General features: G+C 58.7%; 21 protein-coding genes and 1 tRNA gene. 8 read left to right on the forward strand and 14 right to left on the reverse strand.

From position 1 onward, the window contains the following. Positions 1-571 precede the first annotated feature (571 nt). The 10 genes from ACURWW_RS08110 to ACURWW_RS08155 form a co-directional block, all read right to left on the reverse strand. Positions 572-2,317, reverse strand: a complete 1,746-nt coding sequence (locus tag ACURWW_RS08110; protein ID WP_458618464.1) for a SulP family inorganic anion transporter — start codon at positions 2,315-2,317, stop codon at positions 572-574. A 261-nt stretch (positions 2,318-2,578) separates the two neighbouring features. Further along, positions 2,579-2,995: a VOC family protein gene (locus ACURWW_RS08115; RefSeq protein ID WP_445616306.1), complete on the reverse strand. Its 417-nt coding sequence runs from the start codon at positions 2,993-2,995 to the stop codon at positions 2,579-2,581. Next, a complete protein-coding gene (locus ACURWW_RS08120) occupies positions 2,992-3,333 on the reverse strand; it encodes a hypothetical protein (protein ID WP_445616307.1) in 342 nt (113 codons plus the stop codon). Before ACURWW_RS08120 ends, ACURWW_RS08115 begins: the two co-directional genes overlap by 4 nt. Positions 3,334-3,818: 485 nt before the next feature. Continuing rightward, on the reverse strand, positions 3,819-4,241 hold the full coding sequence (locus tag ACURWW_RS08125) for an energy transducer TonB (RefSeq protein WP_445616308.1): 423 nt from the start codon (positions 4,239-4,241) through the stop codon (positions 3,819-3,821). A gap of 261 nt (positions 4,242-4,502) precedes the next feature. Further along, a complete protein-coding gene (locus ACURWW_RS08130; protein ID WP_445616309.1) occupies positions 4,503-4,919 on the reverse strand; it encodes a PaaI family thioesterase in 417 nt (138 codons plus the stop codon). A 160-nt stretch (positions 4,920-5,079) separates the two neighbouring features. Continuing rightward, positions 5,080-5,865: a type I methionyl aminopeptidase gene (gene map / locus ACURWW_RS08135; RefSeq protein ID WP_445616310.1), complete on the reverse strand. Its 786-nt coding sequence runs from the start codon at positions 5,863-5,865 to the stop codon at positions 5,080-5,082. Between the two features lie 249 nt (positions 5,866-6,114). Next, entirely contained in the window at positions 6,115-6,636 is a 522-nt protein-coding gene (locus tag ACURWW_RS08140) for a hypothetical protein (protein WP_445616311.1), read from the reverse strand. Positions 6,637-6,687: 51 nt separating this feature from the next. Then, complete coding sequence (locus tag ACURWW_RS08145) at positions 6,688-7,158, reverse strand: hypothetical protein (RefSeq protein WP_445616312.1); 471 nt, start codon at positions 7,156-7,158, stop codon at positions 6,688-6,690. Positions 7,159-7,338: 180 nt separating this feature from the next. Then, positions 7,339-7,800: an NAD(P)H-dependent oxidoreductase gene (locus ACURWW_RS08150; protein WP_445616313.1), complete on the reverse strand. Its 462-nt coding sequence runs from the start codon at positions 7,798-7,800 to the stop codon at positions 7,339-7,341. Continuing rightward, positions 7,788-8,105, reverse strand: a complete 318-nt coding sequence (locus ACURWW_RS08155; protein WP_445616314.1) for an NAD(P)H-dependent oxidoreductase — start codon at positions 8,103-8,105, stop codon at positions 7,788-7,790. Before ACURWW_RS08155 ends, ACURWW_RS08150 begins: the two co-directional genes overlap by 13 nt. A gap of 433 nt (positions 8,106-8,538) precedes the next feature. On the opposite strand from ACURWW_RS08155, the gene ACURWW_RS08160 reads away from it, so the two are divergent. The 3 genes from ACURWW_RS08160 to ACURWW_RS08170 all read left to right on the forward strand — a co-directional run bounded on the left by ACURWW_RS08160 (position 8,539) and on the right by ACURWW_RS08170 (position 11,517). Further along, the gene (locus tag ACURWW_RS08160; protein WP_445616315.1) at positions 8,539-9,408 is read left to right on the forward strand and encodes a hypothetical protein; all 870 of its coding nucleotides are present in this window, start codon (positions 8,539-8,541) and stop codon (positions 9,406-9,408) included. Positions 9,409-9,423: 15 nt separating this feature from the next. After that, positions 9,424-9,591, forward strand: coding sequence for a hypothetical protein (locus tag ACURWW_RS08165; RefSeq protein WP_445616316.1), 168 nt, complete (start codon positions 9,424-9,426; stop codon positions 9,589-9,591). An 84-nt stretch (positions 9,592-9,675) separates the two neighbouring features. After that, positions 9,676-11,517 (forward strand): hypothetical protein, encoded by a 1,842-nt coding sequence (locus ACURWW_RS08170; RefSeq protein WP_445616317.1) that lies wholly within the window; start codon positions 9,676-9,678, stop codon positions 11,515-11,517. A 303-nt stretch (positions 11,518-11,820) separates the two neighbouring features. On the opposite strand, the gene ACURWW_RS08175 is transcribed toward ACURWW_RS08170, so the two are convergent. Both ACURWW_RS08175 and ACURWW_RS08180 read right to left on the reverse strand, forming a co-directional pair. Further along, positions 11,821-11,897: transfer RNA gene (locus ACURWW_RS08175), tRNA-Ile, on the reverse strand. A 94-nt stretch (positions 11,898-11,991) separates the two neighbouring features. After that, positions 11,992-12,777, reverse strand: a complete 786-nt coding sequence (locus ACURWW_RS08180) for a response regulator transcription factor (protein WP_445616318.1) — start codon at positions 12,775-12,777, stop codon at positions 11,992-11,994. A gap of 290 nt (positions 12,778-13,067) precedes the next feature. On the opposite strand from ACURWW_RS08180, the gene ACURWW_RS08185 reads away from it, so the two are divergent. After that, positions 13,068-14,681: an ABC-F family ATP-binding cassette domain-containing protein gene (locus ACURWW_RS08185; RefSeq protein WP_445616319.1), complete on the forward strand. Its 1,614-nt coding sequence runs from the start codon at positions 13,068-13,070 to the stop codon at positions 14,679-14,681. Between the two features lie 16 nt (positions 14,682-14,697). Here the strand turns inward: ACURWW_RS08185 and cysK are convergent, their stop codons facing one another. Next, a complete protein-coding gene (gene cysK, locus ACURWW_RS08190; RefSeq protein ID WP_445616320.1) occupies positions 14,698-15,663 on the reverse strand; it encodes a cysteine synthase A in 966 nt (321 codons plus the stop codon). 384 nt (positions 15,664-16,047) lie between these two features. On the opposite strand from cysK, the gene purE reads away from it, so the two are divergent. Beyond that, complete coding sequence (gene purE / locus ACURWW_RS08195; RefSeq protein WP_445616321.1) at positions 16,048-16,557, forward strand: 5-(carboxyamino)imidazole ribonucleotide mutase; 510 nt, start codon at positions 16,048-16,050, stop codon at positions 16,555-16,557. Further along, complete coding sequence (locus tag ACURWW_RS08200; RefSeq protein ID WP_445616322.1) at positions 16,557-17,675, forward strand: 5-(carboxyamino)imidazole ribonucleotide synthase; 1,119 nt, start codon at positions 16,557-16,559, stop codon at positions 17,673-17,675. Before purE ends, ACURWW_RS08200 begins: the two co-directional genes overlap by 1 nt. Positions 17,676-17,821: 146 nt before the next feature. Here the strand turns inward: ACURWW_RS08200 and rpoD are convergent, their stop codons facing one another. Next, positions 17,822-19,660, reverse strand: a complete 1,839-nt coding sequence (gene rpoD / locus ACURWW_RS08205) for an RNA polymerase sigma factor RpoD (RefSeq protein WP_445616323.1) — start codon at positions 19,658-19,660, stop codon at positions 17,822-17,824. Positions 19,661-20,331: 671 nt separating this feature from the next. Here rpoD and ACURWW_RS08210 point away from each other — a divergent pair. Together ACURWW_RS08210 and msrA are read left to right on the forward strand one after the other, a co-directional pair. Beyond that, a complete protein-coding gene (locus tag ACURWW_RS08210; protein WP_445616324.1) occupies positions 20,332-22,347 on the forward strand; it encodes a sodium-translocating pyrophosphatase in 2,016 nt (671 codons plus the stop codon). A gap of 143 nt (positions 22,348-22,490) precedes the next feature. Beyond that, on the forward strand, positions 22,491-23,060 hold the full coding sequence (gene msrA, locus ACURWW_RS08215) for a peptide-methionine (S)-S-oxide reductase MsrA (protein WP_445616325.1): 570 nt from the start codon (positions 22,491-22,493) through the stop codon (positions 23,058-23,060). Positions 23,061-23,166 lie beyond the last annotated feature (106 nt).

Here is a 23,166-nt window from a genome sequence, read left to right on the forward strand (position 1 = left end):
GGTCCGCAACAACGCCTTGTTAATGGCAGCGACGGGTTGAACCAAGCAAGAACTACGCTGCGGAGCGTAGCGCAGCTAGCTTGATAGACAACCGGGAAGAAAACCGATTCAGATTCCTACCCCCAACTCGCTACCGTTTGAACGAACCACACCGCAACGTCCGCCTGCCGCGATGCCTATTGCTGATTGTTGGCTACTGCACCGCACTTATTTTCCGCCCAGAAAGACAAACGGCAGAGCGCACATTAACAGTTTAATCATTAGCGTAATGCTCATATTTACATGATGAAGATCCACGCTCAAGCCGCCGTTGCCAGTCAGAACAAAAACTGTTTTATTTCAACGGGCTGAGTGATTTTCTTCAAGCCATGTCTGCCGTAAATATGAGCGTAAGTCATCGCATCCGTAATACTCATGCGCGGTCCACATCGGGAAATATATCGCGAATTCAATGACTTGCCATTCGTGCAGTAATACTAGACAGTTTGTCGATGAAAAACGGCGGCGTTTCCATGGATGCTTGCTGGGCGTGAATCGGCGAAAGAGATTGGGAATCAAGGAGTAGTGGCTCTCAGGAGCCTGGAGTTTCGTTGTTTGGGGACTGGCCGTCCGAGGAGGCCGGCTTGGTGTCCTTATCGCGGGGTTCGTGTGCCGCAAGCCAGTCTTCGGCGTCGGCGTAGGCATTGCGGAGAGCTTCGGCCACCAAGTTGGTTGCCGGATAGACGTTTTCGCGATGCAAGCGTACTAACACTCCCGTGCGCCGGAGTTGGTCCAGCACCCGGTCGCTGGCGCCGACCAGGACCAGTTTGCCTCCGCGCGCCTGGAGCTTCTCCGCGTAGCGGTCCACCACGCCGATGAAGGTGCTGCCGACCTCCTTGCGGCCGCGCAGCAGTAGCATCACAACCGGCAGCTCCGAGTCCTCCGGGTCGGGCAACTGCGCTTCCAGCACACGAGAGCCGGCAAAAAACAGGCTGCCGTTGGGGAGCAGCATGGTAATGCTCCGGCTTGCCAGACGATTGGGGGCAGGGCGCTCTTCGAACAATCCGTAATCGCGTGGAATCAATTGCAGCAGTTCCAGTCGGTTCGCGGCGCGACCGATCTGCAGAACGAAGGTCACCAACACACCCAGGACTACCGCTTGCTCCATAGGCACAATCAGTGTGCCGGCAAAGGTCAGGGCCATTACCGCAGCGTTGATCCAGCCGCTCTTCCAGATGACGCGGATTTGTTCCACCGGCACCGCTCGTGCGCCGACCACCACCAGTAACCCTGCTACGGCTGCCATCGGCAGGGCCTCTACCAGGGGGGCGAGCAGCAGGATGCTGAGAGCGGTAACTACTCCAGAAATCAACGTGGCCCAGCGTGAGCGGGCCCCGGCATCGACGAGTAGGGCGGTCTGCCCGATGGACCCGCCCACGGGGAGCCCGCGCAGCAATGCGCAGGCGAGGTTGGCAACCCCCTGGCCGCGAAAATCCACGGAGATATCGGGATATCGCCCGTTCGGGTTGGGGTAGCGCTGGCTGATTCCAGCGCCTTGCAGCAAGCCAACGATTCCTACTGCGACCGCCGTCAAGGTCACGTCGGGCAGGAAGGCCAGGTCAGGCAGAATAGGCAGCGGCAGGGAGGCCGGAATGGCGTATGCATCAGCCACTAGGCGCACACCTTCGAGCCCCAGCAGATGAGTCGCCAGCGCAGCCAGCGCCAGCCCCAGCATCATGGCGAGACTGGCCAGGCGCGTGTGTTGCAACGCCACGACCACGACGATGGTCAGGCTTCCCACGAGCAGTGTCTGTGGTTGAATCTGCCCCAGGTGGGTGGCCAGATCGTAAATCCGGGCGAGCTGTGATGCAGCGGAACTTTGATAACCGGCAAGCTCGCCCAATTGGGAGAGCACAATGTTCACCGCCACCCCGGCAAGGAAGCCCGTGGTCACCGTGTTGGAGACGAAGCGAATGAGAAAGCCCAGCCGCAATACGCCCATTGCTAATTGCACGAGCCCGGCTATCAGCACCAGCAACGCCAGTGCCCCGGCCTGCCGCTCTTCGGGGATACCGCCCATGGCGTCGGCGATGGTGATGGAAATGGCGCCGGTGGTGGTGACGCACATTAATGCCGATGAAGTGGACAGGCCGCCCGCGATACGGCCAACAATGGAGGCGTAGATTCCATGGATGGGGTTGACGCCAGCCATAACGGCCGCGGCCAGGCCATCGGGGATGGCCGCGATGCCGCCGACCGATCCGGCGGCTAAATCGGTTTTCAATTCCTTGGGTGGAGAAAGGATCCGCCGGAGGTGCCTTGGCAGGCGCTGGGGCATGGCAAGGTCCCTCGGCTTCTCGGTTGGCGACCTGGCTGGAGGGTCAGAAACCCCTTCAAGCGAAGGCTGGTTACCACTCAAGATTCGTTCCGCCATGCCGCCGGCGCAGATCCGGTCAGCAGTAGGCTCAAGCGCAAGTTGTAGCTGGCGGGAATCTCACTCCCCCCCCTCGTAAAAGTCAAGTTCCTGGTCGCCGCACGCCACGAGCGGTTCCCCTGCCTCGATCAGAATTGGGGCCGTTGTCCGGAAGCCCGAGGCGCCTTAAGTTGAGGGCCCCTTGAGCTCAACAACATTGCCATCCGGGTCCGGGAAGTACAGCGAGAGCCCGTCGCCCTCCGCGCCAAAGTTTATCTCGGCGCTGCCAAGCGGCTCAACTCCATGGCTTTTTAGGTGCGCAACAAGATCGGGCTCTTTGAATGGCTCTATGCGCAAACAAAAATGGTCTACATTCCTTGCTTCGTTGCCAGGGGCTGCACCACCGCGAGCACCCAATGCGCCATCTACGCTCACCAAGTCGAGCATCGAAGCGCCCGCCCGCAAATGAACTAGCCCAAGGTGCTCGCGCCGTCTGACAACATCGCACCCCAGGACTGAGCCATAGAATTCAATGCTGCGATCCAGATCAGTGACGCGAAGGACAATGTGATCGATGCGCTGTACTGAAAAAGGATTTTTCATTGACGAGCCCGATCATTGTGTGGGTCCGGCACCGGGGTTCGGAGCCGTCTCTTCTCGGCCACCATCGTCAGTGCTTCCGGGTCGCTGTTGATTATCCGCTCCAGTGAGCTAACCAGTTCGTTGCGAGGCACCGACACCCATCTGCTTTTGCTGACTGATGCACCCATGAACACGACACTTAGAGTCGCTAGAGCGACGGTGTAGTCGTGTGGAACACCTAAAGCCTCTAGTCCAACAAGGGTTGCAAGCGCGACGAACGACAAGCCCATAAGTACGTCGATAGTTCGTTGATCACGCTTCGCTTTCAGAAATATTTCTATATCCCTTTCATCAACCATTCAGTGTCTCCTTAGCCTCAATCTTATGTTTTGGATCGGCATCATCCACCTGCCCTCCTTAGCTATAACAGTCTAATCCGAAGGCCGCCGCCGAATATGAGAGCTGGTTGATATCTGGTCGCAGAACTCTGCGTAAGTTTTTTCGCTTCCGTCCGGCCAGTAAAAAGGGTTTTCGCGTTCGAGTGGAATCGATACACGCGAACCAAGGCATCTAACGTTCCAGCCCATCGATGAGATCGTCACGTACGCCGGAGCCCTCCAGTGTGGCTGGTTGGAGTGTTCAGCGGAAGCGCATCCGACGACATAGAGGAACGCTGTGGCCGTTAGTAGGTAACTCATTTGTTTAGATGGGTTTAGCATTCTCGACTCGCTCCCATTTGTTAAACGCCGTTTCAACGCCCCAACTCCTAAGCAATTTGTTGCAATCATTAGAAGTTAACAGGTCCCGGTTTCGGCAATTTCATACTGCCTGGTGACGGGTGCATCTAATGAAGGTTGAAAGCGAACCGCGAATCAGCACCTCGAAAACCTGTCTCGGACGGATCGAACTGCCATTTGGAAACTGCGTCGGTCATCGCGAGGTCAAACACCCCTTGGGGCACTGATTCGACAACTTCGATGTTGGTTGTTGTGCCGTCTGGGAGTACGTCAAATCTGACTTTGACATACCCGCTGATTCGCCGTCGTGCGGCGGCCCGCGGATAGAGCGGTGCAAGTAGAGCCTTCGGCACGGGTTCTCCGGCCTCCCTGGCGTGCTGCCTCTGTGACTCGCCGGGAATATGCCACCGAATCAGATCTGGACATTGCGTGTAGCTTTCGCAGTTGTTGCGATTGCGGATCATCTGAACGTTTGATGCACAACCCGCTAGGAAAACACATCCGATTGCGATGTAAAATGCTCTTTTCATAGTCAACCCCTTTTAACGCTCCTTATACAGTGTTCTCAACGCAACAGGTTGTCGGGAGTGGTTGCGAATCGGGCGATCCAAGCCATTCTGGTGGCGAGTTTCGCGGCCGTTTACTCGTAAAGATGATGCAGCGGTACTGGCCATTTATTATTCTTGCGCTCTTCAAGCGTGTCCACCAATCCAGGGTAAGTCCCTAAGTGTTCATGCCGAGAGCAGAAAGTCTATGGTCATCCAGCGTGATAGACCGCGCTCTGTCGTGACTTACGATCTATTCGGTTCAACCTTGATGATGGTGCCCTGAGCAACTGCGACCGTGCGTTCGCCCTCGTCGCCAACTACAATGACATTGCACTGACAGACCGCCTGAGTCCGCCCCGAGGAAAGAACCGTGGCTTTGGCAACAAGCTTCTCGCCAATCGCTGGTCGCAGGTAATTGATTTTGTACTCGGAGGTCACCGAGTCTCCCAACACCGAGCCCCCGGCATAAGTCAAAGCGTTGTCCGCGAGGTAGCTGACCACCCCACCATGAACAAAGCCGTGTTGCTGCTTCAACTCTTCTCTCACTAGGAGCGTGAGAACAGCGGTTCCGGGCTCAAAAAGTTCCAGCTCAGTACCGAGCAGGGCACTGAACGGCTGCCGTTCCAAAATTGTTCTACCAAACTCGAGTAAGTCACTCATCGGTCACGTTCCCTGGTGATACAACGCTCGTCAACAGCCCTGGCAGCGGGCTTGGTACGACAGGTCGGGCCAAGCTTCGCCTTCATGGCACACTACGTAACTATTGTGCCCATCTCGCCCAATTCGCACAACGCTCATATTTGCCTGATGCGTTTCGCGTTCACGTGGGCGTCCGGCTCCGTTCTTCGTCCCGAAGAGTCAGCACCTCGAATCCATCCTCGGTGACCAGGACTGTATGCTCCCATTGGGCGGAGAGCTTCTTATCCGCGGTGATTACGGTCCATCCGTCCTTCTTGGTTTTTGTCTTCGCCTTGCCCTGGTTGATCATGGGCTCGACTGTAAAGGTCATTCCCGGCTGAAGAGTCATTCCGGTGTGGGGGCGACCGTAGTGGAGCACCTGCGGCGCTTCGTGCATGTCCCGTCCGATGCCGTGGCCGCAGTAATCACGCACTACACTGTACCCGGCCGCCTCGGCGTGGCGCTGAATCGCATGTCCCACATCCCCGAGCGTAGCCCCGGGGCGAACAGTCTCAATGCCCTTCCACATGGCCGCATACGTGGTCTTCACCAGCCGTCGAGCTTCCTGGCCTGCTGCGGGCAGCACATACATCTTGCTGGAGTCCGCAATAAAGCCGTTTTTCTCCAGAGTGATGTCGAGGTTCACGATGTCGCGGGCTTTTAGCGGGTGCGTGGTATTGGGGACCCCATGGCATACAACCTCGTTGACCGAACTATTGAGCACGTAGGCAAAGCCGTACTGGCCTTTGCTGGCGGGGCGGGCCTGCAGGTCCTTGAGGATGAAGGTCTCAACGCGATCGTTGATTTCCAGGGTGCTCACCCCTTCGTGCACATACTCGTCCAGCATTGCAAATACGCTGGCGAGTAAGCGACCGGACTCGCGCATGAGCTCGATTTCGGGAGGTGTTTTTATGACGACGTCGTTCACAGGCGCCTTCCTCGTTGGCCCTCGGAGGGAATAGGACCATAATAGAGGAGAGCGGGGCGCGACGCGAGCGATCCCGCGTTGGCCGATGAGGGTTGCGCCGTTGAATACCAAAACCCGAAAGTACTCAGCTGGTAAACCCGGGTCGCACCATGACGACGCGATCTTGATGATCGTGTGACTTGTGAGCGGTTGCTTCCAGTTGCTCGTTGATAGAGCGGGGCTGGGCGATCAGTAAGGGTTTTCTACCTCCTAACGAACCGCAACGATTACAGCCTTGTCCCCGATCTGCTCCAGATCAATGACCAGAGTCTCTCCGGCTGCTTTGTCCAGGTAATATGTTTGTGGCGTATGAACAAAGCGGCTGTGGTACGAAGTTCCGGGGCTCAACACAACATCGCCGTTGTCGTCCCTGCACCAGACGACTAAAGCTCCTGCTTTATCCAACTGTACCGTGTAGGGGCCATCGCATTCGTCCGGGTCTGAGGGGGTTTCGTGGTACAGGGTAAATGTGTCCCCATGATTCTTCAGCACCCCGGCTGCGTCCTCCAGGTCGTAAGCTAGGCGAGTCGCGGCATCGGTGAAAAAATCACAGCCGGACAGCATGAGCATGGCTGCCAGACCGGTCATTCGCAGCTTGCTGTTCCGACAGAAAAGGGGGAACACCGGCGAGAAGTGGAGCAGAGCATCCAGCCCGAGTTCGCTGAAGAAGTCGATGCCGGCGTCGATGTCTTCCACCACAATGCCGACGTTGTCCATGCGCTTGACTGTCACCGATTTCTCCCTGGAGGAGCGGTGTTTCTGGGGGTACTGTAATTCTGTTTGTTATCTCCGTACTGTGAGTTTGCGGAATTCGCTTTTGCCGATCATGTATGGCTCCCAATGCCGCTTATACTGGAGTATCGCTACCGTCATCTCAAGTGGATACTTTATTTCGGTCATTACCTCTTTCCAGTGCAATGGGCTTGCATCATCAAACGGCGTTCTCCATCTTACCGATGATCGGCCCGATTGACTGTCAATCTTGCAGAGCGGTTCACCGGAAACGGATGTGATGGAGGTTCCGTCCACAGCAAGAAAGTGGACCGCACAGCGGTACATAAACTCGTCGTTTTGGTAGTTGGTGATCACATAGTCGAACTCAATATTTACGACGTGACGTTTCCTTGATGGGCTACCAATCTCGTCTATACTCCGGACCTTGACCTTAGCGGAGCTCACTAGGTCTTGAGGAATTGGGGAAGAAGCACAGCCCGCAATGACTAGAAGCGAAAGCATCCCGACGGCGAGTTTCACGGTCGTTTCCTTGTAAAGATGACGCAGCGTCACTGGATGCTTATTATTCTTGCGCTCCTAACAACTTGCAATACCAGTTGTACTTTTCCTTGTACGTTGGTCTTGCTCGTCAGAACAAGTTGATTTGTAACGCTCCCCTACTAATGCTAGAAGGCTCAGGATTTCCCCTGCTGATCTTGGTTATGTATTTATCTCGTTGCCCTTTTCGTCCCAGTCATCCCAACCAGGAAATTCCAGTGGCTTAACTTCATCTAGTTGGCGCAAATGCCGTTTCCAATCGCTAAGATTGTCTTTCAGATCACTTCCGAATTGCTCTGGGGACTTATACGTGAAACCCTTATTCTGAATCTCGGTTGAGAGGTATGGCGGTAATACTTCAAACCCCATGTAATGCAATGAGAAATGCATCGAGCGAAGCAAGTCTTCTATTCTTCCTCCACCTCGACCATTCTCAATGAACGTAGATAGAGGTGCCCCAGAGGTTACTGAACAAAAAGCTCGTTTGCCGTTAAAGTAGCCCTTATCGTAACGCATCTTGCTCGTATAAAGGCCCCCGGCAACAAAGACTCGATCAAACCATCCTTTGAGCAAGGCTGGCTGCTGATGCCACCAAAGCGGAAACTGCAGTATCAATAATCGCATGTTTCAAGGCGTTTGATCTCACGCTGGATATCCGTCGGAAGTGTATTGGTCTTGAACGCATTTCTCTGTTCAGAAAGAATATCAAAGCGCTCTAATTCCACTCTGTATGGATAATGTTGAGCTTTTTCTACGGGATCAAAATTCTCCGCGTACAGATCAGAAACTTCGACATTGTGGCCGAGGCCTTCAAATAGATTCACAGCCGCATCCTTCAGGCTGCTGTTGAAAGACCGAGCTTCCGGATGACAGTGTACGATCAAGACATTCAAAACTAACCCCCTAAACGGATTCGGGTTCACAACCATTGTCCGGATTCTTCATCTTCGGAATCCAAGTAAAGCCTGAAGATTCCGAATCACCATCAGTTCGTTCCAGCGCTCCCCCGGCGAGAATGGCACCGCCAGCAAGTACTAGACCGCCATCGGCGATATCGGATCGATGCGCACGGCGATGCATCCCGCTTTCATTCCGGTACAGTAGCCGGGTCCTCCCCTGAAAATCAACTGTCTGGCAAGCCGCAATGGCTACAGCCTGCGCCGCTTCCGCCTCCAGCCTCCAGCCTGATGGTCAGGGGGAACTCTTCGCCTTGTACATCATTTGCCCGATAGGCGCGCCTGCGTCTATCCCATAATCTTCCGCGGGATATTTGCCGGTCGTGGGATACATGGCGGGGTGGCAGTTGGCAGCCCCGCACGTCCTGCCCGCGGCGTCCAATAAAGAACCCTTCGGAGACTACCTATGCACCACCTGCAAGCACTCTGTCTTTTGACAATCAGCGCTGTGTTGAGCGCTCCTTTATATGCGCAAGTGAGCGTTCCCCATGAATTCGCCGCTGGCGACAAAGCCGTCGCTGCCGAGGTGAACGCGAATTTTCAGGCGCTGGCGGGAGCCCTTGCCAGCGCCCTGACCAGAATCGAGGAGCTCGAAACCGAGCTGGCCATCGTGAAAACCAGCAACGCCCAGGCATTGGACGAGTTTGTGGAAGTCATTCCCGACCCCTACGTGCCCGGCGGCACTACAGTGCGTTTTGTGGGCGTTAATGTGCAGGTGGTCAGTGGCAGCGGCGCCACGGACGGAGAAGTGAATGGCTTGGGTAATCTGATTGTTGGGTATAACGAGAAGACCACTGATTGGGTTAAACCCGCTACCTGCAGCTTGGGGGAATTCCACGGCGATCAGGCCGCGTGTGAGCTAAATGGTGGAACCTGGGCCGAGCACCACAAGAGTGGTTCTCATAACCTTGTGGTGGGTTCGGAACACCGCTATTCCCGTTATGGAGGACTGGTGGCAGGTTTTAGCAATGCCCTCACAGGCATTTCAGCCACTGTGACGAGCGGAAGCAACAATTTCGCAGCGGGTGAACATAGCAGCATCAGCGGAGGTGGTGGCAACTTTGCCTCGGGAGAAAGTAGCAGCATTACCGGTGGCTATACGAACACAGCCACTAACTCGGCCTCCGTCGTTGTTGGTGGCCGTAGTAACGATGCCGATGGCTATACAAGCGTGGTACTTGGCGGGAAGGACAACGTCGCCGGCGCACTCTCGAGCACGGTCCTCGGTGGCCTCGAGAACGAGGCCAGTCAAAACTATTCGATCAGCCCTGAATAACGACAGGAGAACAGCATGAAAGTGTCTATAACAGTGTTGCTGCTCACCCTCGTTCTCACCGGCTGCGGCGGCGGTGGATCTAGCTCCGGAAACGCACCGCCGACCGCGGGCCCGCCGGCCGATGAACAGCCCGCAAGTCAGGCCTGGGACGAAATGCGCTGGGACGAAGGAACTTGGGGCTAGCCTGAGTGAGCCGGAAGAGCTTTGCCCGGCTGCGATGGCCGGTTGGAAGAACCACGAATAGACTGATCAGAGACTGAAACAACCATGAAAAACATATCGAACGAAGTGCGCAAAGCCCTGTTATTGCTACCGCTCCTGACGGCATTGGTTCTTGCCGGCTGTGGAGGTGGAGGAAGCTCAAGCAGCGGATCGAACAACCTGGTTCCGGGCGCGAGTGATGATGTTTCGGATCACCCGGACAACCCGGACAACTCGGATGACCCCGGTGCCGAGCCTGAGCTGCCCCAAGCGCCGGAACTCAGCCTGGAAATCCAGGCAACCAAGAGCTTTCAGTTCAACTGGCAATCAGTCGATGGAGCGGAGACCTACCGGTTACTGGAGAACCCGGATGGCATGTCCGGATTCAGCGAGGTGGTCAGCCTGCCGGCAACTGAAAGCAGTTATCAGCACATTGTTTTCCTTCCGCAGCGGGTCAATGCCAGCTACATCCTGGAAGCCTGTAATGATGCCGGTTGCGAGGATTCACCCTCAGTTCCCGTGACCGGCCATTTGGCTGAGGCGGTAGGCTATATCAAGGCATCAAACACCGACGTGAGCGACTGGTTTGGGAGCAGCATTGCCCTGTCCGGCGACGGTTTGACTCTGGCTGTAGGTGCCAAGGGTGAGGACAGTGCATCCACGGTCATCAACGAGGGTGAAGACAACAATGAGGGACGCAGCACTGGTGCTGTCTATTTGTTTGTGCTGGATGAAAACGCCGGTGAAAAACACTGGCATCAGGAGGCCTACATAAAGTCGTCTTCTGACAGTTCCCAGTCATTTGGAAATACTGTTGCGCTATCGGGTGATGGCACAACACTGGCGGTGGGGGGCGTCTATCCTTTTGGGGTTTACATCTATTCCCTTGCAGATGGCGCCTGGTCTGAGCACGCATTTCTTGAGCCCCAGTCCGGAGTGACTGCATCGAACATAGGGTTTGGTCACAGTCTGGCTCTATCCTTGGACGGCGACACGTTGGCCATCGGGGCTCCAACCCAGGGAGTGCCTCCTGACGAAGGCAGCACTCACGGCAGCGGCGCGGCTTACATATTTGTACACGACGGCACTGACTGGAGTGAGCAAGCCTTCCTCACTCCGGGGCTGAATGCGAATGCCAATGACCGCTTTGGCGATGCGATTGCCCTGTCCGGTGACGGAAATGTTCTGGCCGTGGGGGCGCCCCTGGAGGACAGCAATGCTGTGGGAGTGAGCAGCGGTACGCACACCGGTTGGGCCACCGATAGCGGAGCAGTATATACCTTCGTTCGAAACGGCCAGGACTGGACCCGCCATAACTACATTAAGGCATCGAACACCGATGCAGAGGATAAGTTTGGCACGAGCGTGGCCCTTGCCGATGATGGACTCACGCTCGCCGTCGGTGCACCCCGCGAAAGTAGCAGAGCGACCGACATTAATGGTGATGAGACCGATAACGATGGTTCCGACTATGCTGGAGCCGTCTATGTCTTCTCCCGTACTGATGCTGAAGAAAGCTTCGAGCAGCAGGCCTACATCAAACCGGATACGACTGGCTTCGCCTATTTTGGCCAAGCCGTGGCGCTCAGCAGTGATGGCCATTCCCTGGTCGTCGGGGCGTATACCAAACCTGGCGGAAGCGCAGGTATCAACAATCCAACAGGACGGGTGGATAACTCTGGTGCGGCCTATCTCTTCACCCGACAAAGCGAATTGTGGCAGCAAACCGCATTTATCAAGGCATCCAATCCGAAGGCTGGCATGAGCTTTGGTGAGAATGTCGCCTTGGCGTCCGACGGCGAAACGTTGGCTGTTTCCGCCTCGAACGAAAACAGTAGTGCCACCGGCATCAACGGTGACCAGGACGACGACAGTGCTTTTATGTCCGGTGCAGTTTATCTTTATTGATTGTTGAAGGGGAACTCACGCTTGCGCTTGGTCGGTATCCTCGCCGGCCGGCGGGGTACGGCCAGTGCAGCGTTAGCCGATTCCGAGTCCGGGCATTGCCGCCATTAAAAGTAAAAATTTCAAGGCGGCGTTGCCTGATGAAATAAGCAGTTAGGAACTCCTGCGTCCGTGGAAGGCGGGGTTTGGTGCAAAAAGCTGACCTCGTAAAGTGAGCCGAACGGTTCTTAAAACAAGCCCGGCAAGGCACGAACTTGGAGCGGCCACGTAGGCAAGGAAAAACTATCCTCCTGCAAGGAGGCAAGATGGTGGGCCCACCAGGACTTGAACCTGGGACCAATCGATTATGAGTCGACTGCTCTAACCAACTGAGCTATGGGCCCTGAACGCAAAGGTTCGAAAGGGCCGCACATTATAGGCGGGTCAGGCCGCCTACGCCAGCCGTGCGGCTGGGCTATTGACCGCCGGGCGGGTTTGTCAGTCACTGCGGGTCTGCCCCAACCACAGGGCCATCAGGCCGGTGCGGCCGCGCACTGCGAATTTGCGGTACACCCGTGATGCGTAGGTGTGCACGGTCGCCGGAGACAGGCACAGCTCGTCCGCGATCTCCTTTTCACTCTTCTCGGACAATAGCTCGTGGAGCACCTTGCGCTCGGAGGGGGTCAGGGGCTGGTCCGCCGCCAGCACGCCGTGGTGAAGGGCCACTTGACGGTGGAACCAGGCGAGGGAGCGTACGGCATAGTCCAGGATTTCCGCTTCCTCGGTGGTGAAGAAGAAGCGCGAGTGACCGACGCGTTGGAAGGCCCACCAGGATTCCACATCCGGGCTGAGTGGCATGGCGCACAGCAGCACGTCCTGAACCCCGAATGGCGCCATGAAGGTGTGGTAGTAGTCCGAGTCGAACCATTCCCGCCCCACCAGTTCGTGCTTGATATTGACCCGGAAGCGGCCGGCTCCAACTATGTTGGCGATAATGCTCGGGTCCGCATGGCCCCGATCCAACAGCTTGCGCTGGTTCTCATAGTTGCTGGCCCGGTGGCCGCAGCCGGAGAGGTAGCGCACCGCGAGGGGCCGCCAACCCCGGACGGGGTCGTTGGTGGCGGCATCATCCAGCCGAACCGCACCCATCCAGTAGGCTTCCTGCGCGTCCACGAGCTTGGCGACCTGGCCCAGGGCCCAGCGAAGGGATGCGTCGTCGCCGCTGGCCTGCCCGGCCAGGGCGTCCCAGAAGTCGTGAATGGCTGCTCGGATGTTTTCCTCCACGCGTTCTCCGTTATCTCTGCGTTTCCACTTCCAATAGCTCGGCTGGCCGCTGGGGCGTGGTAGGCGTTAAGGATAACATCGGCGCCATTTCGAGATACAGATCACATAGCCTGCGCGCGACCTCCTTCGGCACGGATTGCCCGACGCCGCCTGTCCTCCTACAATCGGGGTCCAGTCCATCATTACCGAGGTATTCGTCCGATGCGCCATTGATGCCGCCGTCAACATGACGGCCAGTCCTCCACCGGCCCCCGCAAGCAGGGGAGTTTCTGGCATCAACGGGAGCACACATGACGAACCCCTTTCTTGCCCTCGATGGCGTTACCTATGTTCTGCCGGACGGCAGAACGCTCTTCTCCAATCTCACCGCAACCATCGATCACCGCCCCACGGGGCTGGTCGGCCGCAATGGCGTCGGCAAGACGGTGCTGGCCTCGCTTCTGTGCGGTACGGCCCAGCCGACGTCCGGGCGGTGTGTGCGTTCCGGCCGAGTCCATTATCAGGCCCAGCAGGTTACGCCGCCCGTGGACAGTACCGTGGCAAGTCTGGCCGGGGTGCAGGACATCCTGGATGCGCTGGCTCGTATCGAAGGGGGTAGCTCGGCGCCTGAAGACTTCGATGCCCTTGGCGATCGATGGGACATACGTCAGCGGCTCGCCCACGAGCTGGAGCGCAACGGGCTGGGGTATCTCACCGCGCAGACGCCCGGCGCCACCCTGAGTGGCGGTGAGGCAATGCGTGTCGCTCTGATCGGCGCGATGCTGTCGGAGGCCGACTTTCTGATTCTCGATGAACCCAGCAATCACCTGGATCGCCCGAACAGGAGGGCACTTATCGAGCAGTTGCAGCGCTGGCCCAACGGCTTGCTGGTGATCAGCCACGACCGCCAGTTGCTGGACGCCATGGAATGCATCATGGAATTGTCTTCTCTGGGGCTCCACAGCTACGGGGGCAACTACAGGTTCTACCGGGATTGCAAAGCCCAGGAGCGTGCCAGCGCTCTGCAGCAGCTTGAACACCGTAAATTGGAACGGCGGCGCGAAGAGAAGGCCATGCGGGAGCAACGCGAACGCCAGGCTCGGCGGCAGGCTCGTGGCAACCGGCGCGGGAAGGACGCCAATCAGGCCAAAATCCTGCTGGATCGCGAAAAGGGGCGCAGCGAAAAATCCGCCGGCAAGCTGAACCAGCAACATGCGGCGAACCGCGAGCAGCTCGCCCAGCGCGTGCAGGAAGCCGCGCGGCAGGTGGAGGATGATACGCCCATTGTCCTTCACTCATTGCCCGTTCACGAGTCGGCGCGGCGCAGGGTGACGACTCTGGATGCTGTGCGCCTGCCCTATGTCTCAGGTGCCACGGGAGCCATCAGTCTTTCCCTGGGCGGGCAGCAGCGGATCGGAGTGGTCGGGCCGAATGGCTGTGGCAAGTCGACATTGCTGAAAGTCATGGCCCGGCAGCTCGCGCCCCTGGCTGGCTCTTGCGAGGGCACGCCTGAGATTGCATATCTCGACCAGGGGATCGTCAACCTGGAGCCGCGGAGCACAGTGCTGGAACAGATGTTGGCCGCCAACCGGACCAGCACGGCGGCGGAACTACGCATGCGCCTGGCGCAAATCGGGCTGGACGCGTCCAAAATCGAGATTGCCAGTGCCCTGCTCAGCGGGGGCGAACGCCTGAAAGCGGCACTGGCCTGCGTACTCTACGCGGACCCGCCTCCGCAACTGCTGTTGCTCGACGAACCCGGCAACCATCTGGATTTACCGTCCGTGCAGGCGGTGGAGGCCCTCTTGCGCAGCTACCCGGGCGCCCTGGTGGTGGTATCCCACGATGACGCCTTCCTGGCCAATCTCGAACTCACCGACCGCCTTGTGGCCATGGAGGCGGGCTGGACCCTTGAGCCCTGGTGATGGACTCAAAGGGCTTTTACTGCACGTTCTCCGCATCCGTGAAGATGCCTTCGAACAGGGCGGTGGACAGGTAGCGCTCACCGGAGTCAGGCAGGATGACCACAATGTTCTTGCCCTGGTGCTCTGGCTGTTGGGCCACCCGGGCGGCAACAGCCATGGCGGCGCCGCTGGAGATGCCGGCCAGAATGCCTTCCTTCTGCATCAGCTTGTGAGCCCACTCCATGGCTTCTTCGTTGGTGGCCAGTTCCACCTGGTCCACCATCTCCAGGTCCAGGTTTTCGGGGATGAAGCCGGCACCGATGCCCTGAATTTTATGGGGCGCGTGGCTGGGCTCGGCGCCTGATTTGGCGGCGGTGATCAGCGTGGATGAGGATGGTTCCACAGCCACGGTGGTGATGGCTTTGCCCATGGTCTTCTTGATGTAACGGGAAACGCCGGTCAGGGTGCCGCCGGTGCCGACGCCGCTGATCAGTACGTCGATACCGCCCTGGGTATCTTCCCAGATTTCCGGCCCGGTGGTGTCTTCGTGGATCTGGGGGTTCGCGGGGTTTTCGAATTGGCTCGGCATCCAGTATTTGTCCGGGTCGCTGGCCATGATTTCCTTAGCCTTGGCGATGGCCCCGGGCATGCCCTTGGGGCCTTCCGTGAGCACGATCTCGGCGCCCAGCGCCTTCATCAACTTGCGGCGCTCCAGGCTCATGCTGGCGGGCATGGTCAGGACCAGCGAATAACCGCGCGAAGCCGCCACATAGGCCAGGGCGATGCCGGTGTTGCCACTAGTGGGCTCAATGATGGTCATTCCCGGCTTGAGCTTGCCGCTCTTTTCTCCCTCCCAGATCATGCTGGCCCCGATGCGGCATTTAACCGAGTTGCTGGGGTTGCGGCTTTCGATCTTCGCGAAGATGTTGCCCTCGGCAATGCGGTTGATGCGTACCAGGGGCGTGCGGCCGATGCTGAGGCTGTTATCGTCAAATGCTGTCATCTTGTTTTCCTCTTGCCGGACGGGTTGGAGCGCTCGTGCGCCTGGGGAATGCTGAATCGGGTGGAGGCGATTGTAGCGCAACCGACGGGCGGCGGCCTAACGTCGCGCTTGGGCAGCTCCGGGTGTGCCGGCAGAGTCGGTTCATGGGGATTGTTCGGGAGCGTGACTGATGTTTCTGTGTGGTTTCGCGCAAGAGTCACAGGGCGGACCGGTCAGGCGGTATTCAAATCCGTTTTGTAATACAATGCGCGGACAAGTGATAGCAGATCCCGTCAGCGTCTCTCCTCCCCCTGTGAACTCAGGACCACTTGCCCGGCGGGCCAGTGGAAGGGCTCGATTTTTCCGGACGTTGGACCTGGGACAGAGCGGAGAATCAAACCGACAATGAGCGACAGCAACCAAACACCGTTAGTTGGCGTCATCATGGGGTCCCGGTCCGACTGGGAGACCATGGAGCATGCCGCCCGCATCCTGGAGCAACTCGGGATTGCCCACGAGGTGGAGGTCGTCTCGGCCCACCGGACCCCGGACAAGCTGTTTGATTACGCCGCCAGTGCCGAAGGCCGGGGTATCGAAGTGCTCATCGCCGGCGCGGGCGGTGCAGCTCACTTGCCGGGCATGGCCGCGGCGAAAACCACGCTGCCGGTCCTCGGGGTTCCCGTCCAGTCAAAGGCGCTCAATGGCATGGATTCCCTGCTGTCCATCGCACAAATGCCGGCTGGCATTCCCGTGGGCACCCTGGCCATCGGACGGGCGGGCGCGGCCAACGCAGCACTGCTGGCCGCGAGCATTCTGGCTAACAAGTACCCGAGCGTAAAAACCGCTTTGAAGGCCTACCGTCAGGAGCAGACCGAAGGCGTGCTGGCCAATCCGGATCCGCGCGGGGAAAGCTAATGAAAGTCGGTGTATTGGGCGGCGGCCAATTGGCGCAAATGATGGCTCAGGCCGGCGCTCCCCTCAAAATGCAGTTTATGTTTCTCTGTCCGAACGAGGATGCCTGCGCAGCTCCTTTCGGCCACCACCTCTGCGCAGCCTACGATGACGAGAATGCCCACCGCCAGCTGGCGGAGTGGGCTGACGTGATTACCTACGAGTTCGAAAACGTTCCCCTCGCCGCCGTGAAGTGGCTAGAGGAAAGGGTGGCAGTTTTCCCTTCATCGCTGGCCCTGGCCGCGGCCAGTGATCGCCTGCACGAGAAGCGGCGCTTTCGGGCTCTCGACATTCCTACCGCGCAATTCGCGGCGGTCGATTCCCAAGCGGATCTGTCCGAGGCTGCGGCCAGAATTGGCCTCCCGGCCATTCTGAAAACCCGCACCGAAGGTTACGACGGCAAGGGCCAGGCCGTACTTCGGGAAACAAAGGACCTGGAGGGAGCCTGGGAGCGGGTGGGCGCCCGGCCCTGTATTCTGGAGTCCATGGTTCCCTTCGAGCGGGAAGTTTCCATCATCGCTGCCCGGGGCCGGGACGGCGCCGTGGTCTTCTATCCCCTGAGTGAAAACCATCACCGGGAGGGCATCCTCCGTTTGTCCCTGAGTCGGCCCGGTGATCCCATGCAGGGCCCGGCGGAGCAGGCGATTCGCCGATTGCTGGAGGACCTGGATTACGTGGGCGTGCTGGCTCTGGAGCTGTTCCAGGTGGGCGATCAATTGCTTGCCAATGAAATGGCGCCGCGGGTGCACAACACCGGGCACTGGACCATCGAGGGCGCCCGGACTTCCCAATTCGAAAACCATCTGCGCGCGGTGTGTGGCCTGCCACTGGGCGAGACCGCCATTGCGGCGCCTTCCGCCATGGTGAACCTGATCGGCCGTCTGCCTGCGGAAGCCGACATCCGTGCCGTGTCTGGTGCCGTCCCGCACTTCTACGGCAAGGCCGAGCGACCGGGCCGCAAGGTAGGGCATATCACCCTGACCCGTGACGGCAGTACTCCGGAAGATTTCCGCGAGCGGTTGAAAGCCTTGCTTCGCCTGGCGGGCGAAACGGAGCTGGCCGAAGCGAACCTGGCGATCTAGGTCCCGATTGCGGAGCCACCGGCCCAGAGGCTGGCTGCACGACCCCGGACTTCCATAAGACGCGAACTGACAGCACAGAAAAGAAAAGGGCCGCACGAAGCGGCCATGTCAATACTCTCGTCGTCTCACGTCTCACGTCTCACGTCTCACGTCTCGTCCAGAAAACTCCGCAGGTGATCGGAACGGGACGGGTGGCGCAGTTTGCGCAGAGCCTTGGCTTCTATCTGCCGGATACGCTCGCGGGTCACATCGAACTGCTTGCCCACTTCTTCCAGAGTGTGGTCCGTGTTCATGTTGATGCCGAAGCGCATGCGCAGGACCTTGGCTTCGCGGGCAGTGAGGCCGGCAAGTACTTCCCGGGTTGCCTCGGTGAGACCTTCGCCCGTCGCGGCTTCGATCGGGGAGATGATGGTCTGGTCTTCGATGAAGTCGCCCAGATGTGAATCTTCATCATCGCCGATGGGGGTCTCCATGGAGATCGGCTCCTTGGCGATCTTCAGCACCCGGCGCACCTTGTCTTCCGGCATTTCCATACGCTCGCCCAGTTCCTCGGGGGTGGGTTCGCGCCCCATCTCCTGCAGCATCTGGCGGGATACGCGATTGAGCTTGTTGATGGTCTCAATCATGTGTACCGGGATGCGGATGGTTCGGGCCTGGTCCGCGATTGAGCGGGTAATGGCCTGACGGATCCACCAGGTCGCGTAGGTGGAGAACTTGTAGCCGCGACGGTATTCGAACTTGTCCACCGCCTTCATCAGGCCGATGTTGCCCTCCTGAATCAGATCCAGGAATTGCAGGCCGCGGTTGGTGTACTTCTTGGCAATGGAGATCACCAGGCGCAGGTTGGCCTCGACCATTTCCTTCTTGGCGCGACGTGCTCGGGCCTCGCCGATGGACATGCGGCGATTGATCTCCTTAATGGTGGCCAGATCCAGTCCGGCCTCTTCCTCAAGGGCTTGCAACTTGCGCTGGGAGCGGAGGATGTCCTCCTGCACGTTTTTCAGGTTCTCTGAGTAATCGCGCTTCTTCTTGACGATGCCGGGAATCCACTTCTCGTTGATCTCGTTCCCGGGGAACTCCTTGATGAAGGTCTTGCGGGGCATGTTCGAATCGCGGACGCACAGCGCCATGATGGTGCGTTCTTCCCGTCGCACCCGGTCCAGAACATCGCGGATGGAGTGGTAGAGCGGATCGAACTGGCGCGGCGGCAGTTTGAAGAACTTGAACAGCTCGCCCAGAGCATCCAGCTCCTTGGCGCCCTGCTTGCTCTCCCGCCCGTGTTTGGCGACGGCTTTTTCGGTCTTGATCAGTTGCTTGGCCAGCGCGGTAAAGCGCTCCTTCGCCTCTACGGGATCGACGCCCGAATCATTGCTGTCGTCGTCATCGTCATCGTCGGAGTCGCCGTCGTTCTTGGCTGCTTTGGCCTTCGCGGCCTGGGCCTGAACATTTGGGGTCGGCGAGGGAACCTCATCGGCCGGGTTCAGCCAGCCGGCCACCACGTCCACCAGACGGCGCTCTTCATTCTCTACCAGCGTGTACTCATCGGTCAGCCTTTTGACGATGCCGGGCCAGTAGGCCATGGCATGCATCAGTTCACGAATGCCTTCTTCAATGCGTTTGGCGATGGCGATCTCGCCTTCCCGGGTGAGCAGCTCAACGGTCCCCATTTCCCGCATGTACATGCGCACCGGGTCGGTCGTGCGTCCAGCTTCGGTCTCGACCGCGGCGAGAGCCGCAGCAGCTTCCGCCGCGGCAATTTCGTCCGCGGAGGAGTCGCCGTCGGCCATCAGCAGGGCATCGGCATCGGGAGCTGTTTCAAACACCCGAATGCCCATGTCATTGATCATCTGGATGATATCTTCGACCTGATCAGGATCGGAGATGTCTTCCGGGAGATGGTCATTGACCTCGGCGTATGTGAGATAGCCCTGCTCCTTGCCGCGGGCAATCAATTCTTTGATACGAGATTGTTGGGTATCAGACATTCAGTGATTGGACCTAAATAGCTGGGGAATGAGAGAGGTGTAAAAAGGTAACAAGAAAGTATAGCCCATATATTGCGCCACGTTCCAGGAATTCAAGGGCTTAACTCCTCGCCAGGCCTTGGCCGGCGGCCATGTCGCCTGTTAAACCTTCAGTAAAGCCCGACCTCGGCCAGTGCGCAAGTCTGAATCGAAAATATAATTTTGTAACTATTGCACGTTGCATCGACTCCCTCCGTTCTGATTTCGCTACAGAATTGTTCATTTTTTGAACCGGCTAGGGGAGACCACGGCAAGGTGCCGGGAGTTCAATTTGCTGGTTTGCTGTTGAGCCCCGGGTCGCATAGAATCGAACGGTGGTCGGGCTCCCCCCGTAGTTGGCAGCCTGACACACATTCCCCATGCGGTCGGGCGACGTCAGTCGCAGGCAGTACCGCAGTCCCCTGCTTCAGGCGATTGGACGTGAGTCCGATGGGCTTACGGTGACGGGGCGAATTGCAAGCTGTTGAATGCCGCGACTGGAAAGCCGGCGCAAGACGGTCTTCACTATTGCACCTGCCGTTTCCGCCGGTTTGCCATGTGTCGGGCTTCTCCATCCTGTTTGGCCGCTTGCCAGATCACGCTGTACTCAAACCAGGTTCCACAATAACTAACTGTTGTATTGAGGAGTGTTTATGGATCAATCGCTGTTGCCACCGGCGCTGGGCGTCGTGGGCCTGATAGCCGCGTTTATTGTCTATCGGGTAGTCAAGAAATATCCCGCCGGTGAGGGCCTTGTGGCCGAGATTGCCGACGCCATTCATCAGGGCGCCATGGTGTTCATGCGCCGCGAGTATTCCATTCTGGCCATTTTTGCTGCGGTAGTGGTCGTACTCCTCTTTATAGGTTTCCAGAGCTGGCGAACGCCAGTGGCCTTCGTGGTGGGTGCCTTGTGTTCGGCCACCGCCGGGTACATCGGCATGTACACCGCCACCCAGGCCAATGTGCGCACCACGGTGGCGGCCAATACCCGGGGGCAGTCCGAGGCGCTTAGCGTGGCCTTTTTCGGGGGCTCCATCATGGGGCTGGTGGTGGCGTCCATGGGCCTGCTGGGCCTGGGCGCCCTCTACTACTTCTTCGGTGGCGAGCACGCCGAGGCCATCCACGGTTTCGGCATGGGGGCCTCTGTGGTGGCTCTGTTCAGCCGCGTGGGCGGGGGTATCTATACCAAGAGTGCCGATGTGGGCGCGGACCTGGTGGGCAAGGTGGAAGCGGGCATTCCCGAAGATGACCCCCGCAACCCGGGCGTGATCGCGGATAACGTGGGCGACAACGTCGGCGATGTGGCTGGCATGGGTTCGGACATCTTCGAGTCCTACTGTGGCTCCATGATCGCCACCATTGCGATCGCCTCCACCATGAGTCTGGCCGCTGTATCCACCCTGGGCGGTGAGCGGGAACAGCTCATGTTCGCCCCGCTGGCCCTTGCGTCGGTGGGCCTGATCTGTTCGATCCTCGGCATTATTCTGGTGCGAATCATGTCCCGCAAGGCGGCTGACGTAGCGCTGCGAATGGGCACCATTGGTGCGGCGGTGATCTTCATCCTCGCCGCCTATGTGCTGCTCAGCAGCCTGGGAATTCACGCCAATGTATGGTGGTGCGTGGTGGCGGGCGCCGTGGGTGGTATCGGCATCGGCCTGGTGACCGAGTTCTACACGGGTGGCGCGCCGGTGCGCAAGCTGGCCGCGGATGGGGAAACCGGTCCGGCCACTGTAATGATCGGCGGACTGGCCACGGGCATGGAGTCCGTGGTGGTGCCGGTGCTGATCATTGCCGGCATTATCTTCAGTACCAGTGTACTGCTGCCCGAAGGAGCGGGAGTCTACGGCGTGGGTATTGCGGCAGTGGGCATGTTGTCCACCGTTGGCATCACCATGGCCATTGACGCCTACGGTCCGGTGGCGGACAACGCCGGTGGTATCGCTGAAATGGCCGAGATGGGCGAGGAAACCCGCAAGATTACCGATGGCCTTGATGAAGTGGGCAACACCACCGCGGCGATCGGCAAGGGCTTCGCCATCGGCGCGGCCGGGCTCGCGGCGCTGGCGATTATCGCTGCCTACATCGAAACCGTGAACAACAATGTCGAGGGATTCAGCCTGGACGTGAGTGATCCTCTGGTGCTCATGGGTATGTTCCTGGGGGGTATTTTCCCCTTCCTGGTCAGCTCATTGACCATGCGGGCCGTGGGTGACGCAGCCTTTGACATGATCAAGGAGATCCGCCGCCAGTTCCACGAGATCCCCGGCCTGATGGAGGGCAAGGCCAAGCCCGATAGCGCCCGCTGTGTGGATATCGCCACCAAGGCGGCACTGCGGCGCATGGTGGCCCCGGGCGTGCTTGCGGTGGCGGCTCCGGTCCTGGTGGGCTTTCTGATCAGCCCCGCCGCACTCGGGGGCATGCTCGCCGGGGCTTTGGTGAGCTGTGTACTGCTGGCCCTGATGATGGCGAATGCGGGCGGCGCTTGGGACAACGCCAAGAAGTACATCGAAAAAGGCAACCTGGGCGGCAAGGGCTCCGACGTGCACAAAGCTGCAGTCGTGGGCGATACGGTCGGCGATCCCTTCAAGGATACCTCCGGCCCGTCCATGAACATTCTCATCAATGTAATGGCCATTGTGAGTCTGGTGATTGCTCCCTTGCTGACCTGAGCCATGCAGTCCTTACGAAATACCCGCTGCGGGCAACCGCTGCGGGTTTTTTTGTGATGGGGGCGGGTTCAGGTGCCTGAAGGAGCCGGAACCCGCCGGGTGTGGCGCAGGTCTGCAGAAGGAAGAGGAAATCGGAGGTTGTGATGCGCGCGATATGGGTAGTCCTGATGCTGATGCTGGCCCCGATTGCGGTGGCGGAAGAGCGCACGGCCACGTTCGCCGGCGGCTGCTTCTGGTGCATGGAGCCGCCATTCGACAAGCTCGATGGCGTCCTCGCGACCGTCTCCGGCTATGCGGGGGGCGAGGTGGCCAACCCCACCTACGAGCAGGTCTCCTCCGGCAACACCGGCCACCAGGAGGTGGTCCAGGTGACCTACGACGATGAGCTTGTTTCCTATCAGCAATTGCTGGAGGTGTTCTGGATCAATGTGGACCCAGTGGATAATGGCGGCCAGTTCTGCGACCGGGGCAGCCAGTATCTCAGCGGGATATTCGTTCACAATGACGAACAGGAGAAGCTCGCCAAGCAAAGCAAAGTGCGGGTCGATGAAAGATTAAACAGCGAGGTAGTCACCTTCATTCAGCCGCTCGATATTTTCTATCCCGCCGAGGAGTATCACCAGAATTACTACGAGAAGAATCCGCTGCGCTATCGGTTTTATCGCGCCCGTTGCGGCCGTGATGCGCGGCTGAAGGAATTGTGGGGAGATTGATGGGGGTGCGGGTGGCTGCGGCGGAGTTCTGTTGGGTTACGGCCTGCGGCCTAACCCAACCTACGGAGGTGGAGTGGACTGTAGGTTGGGTTAGCGAAGCGTAACC

This window comes from Gilvimarinus sp. F26214L (assembly GCF_054401055.1).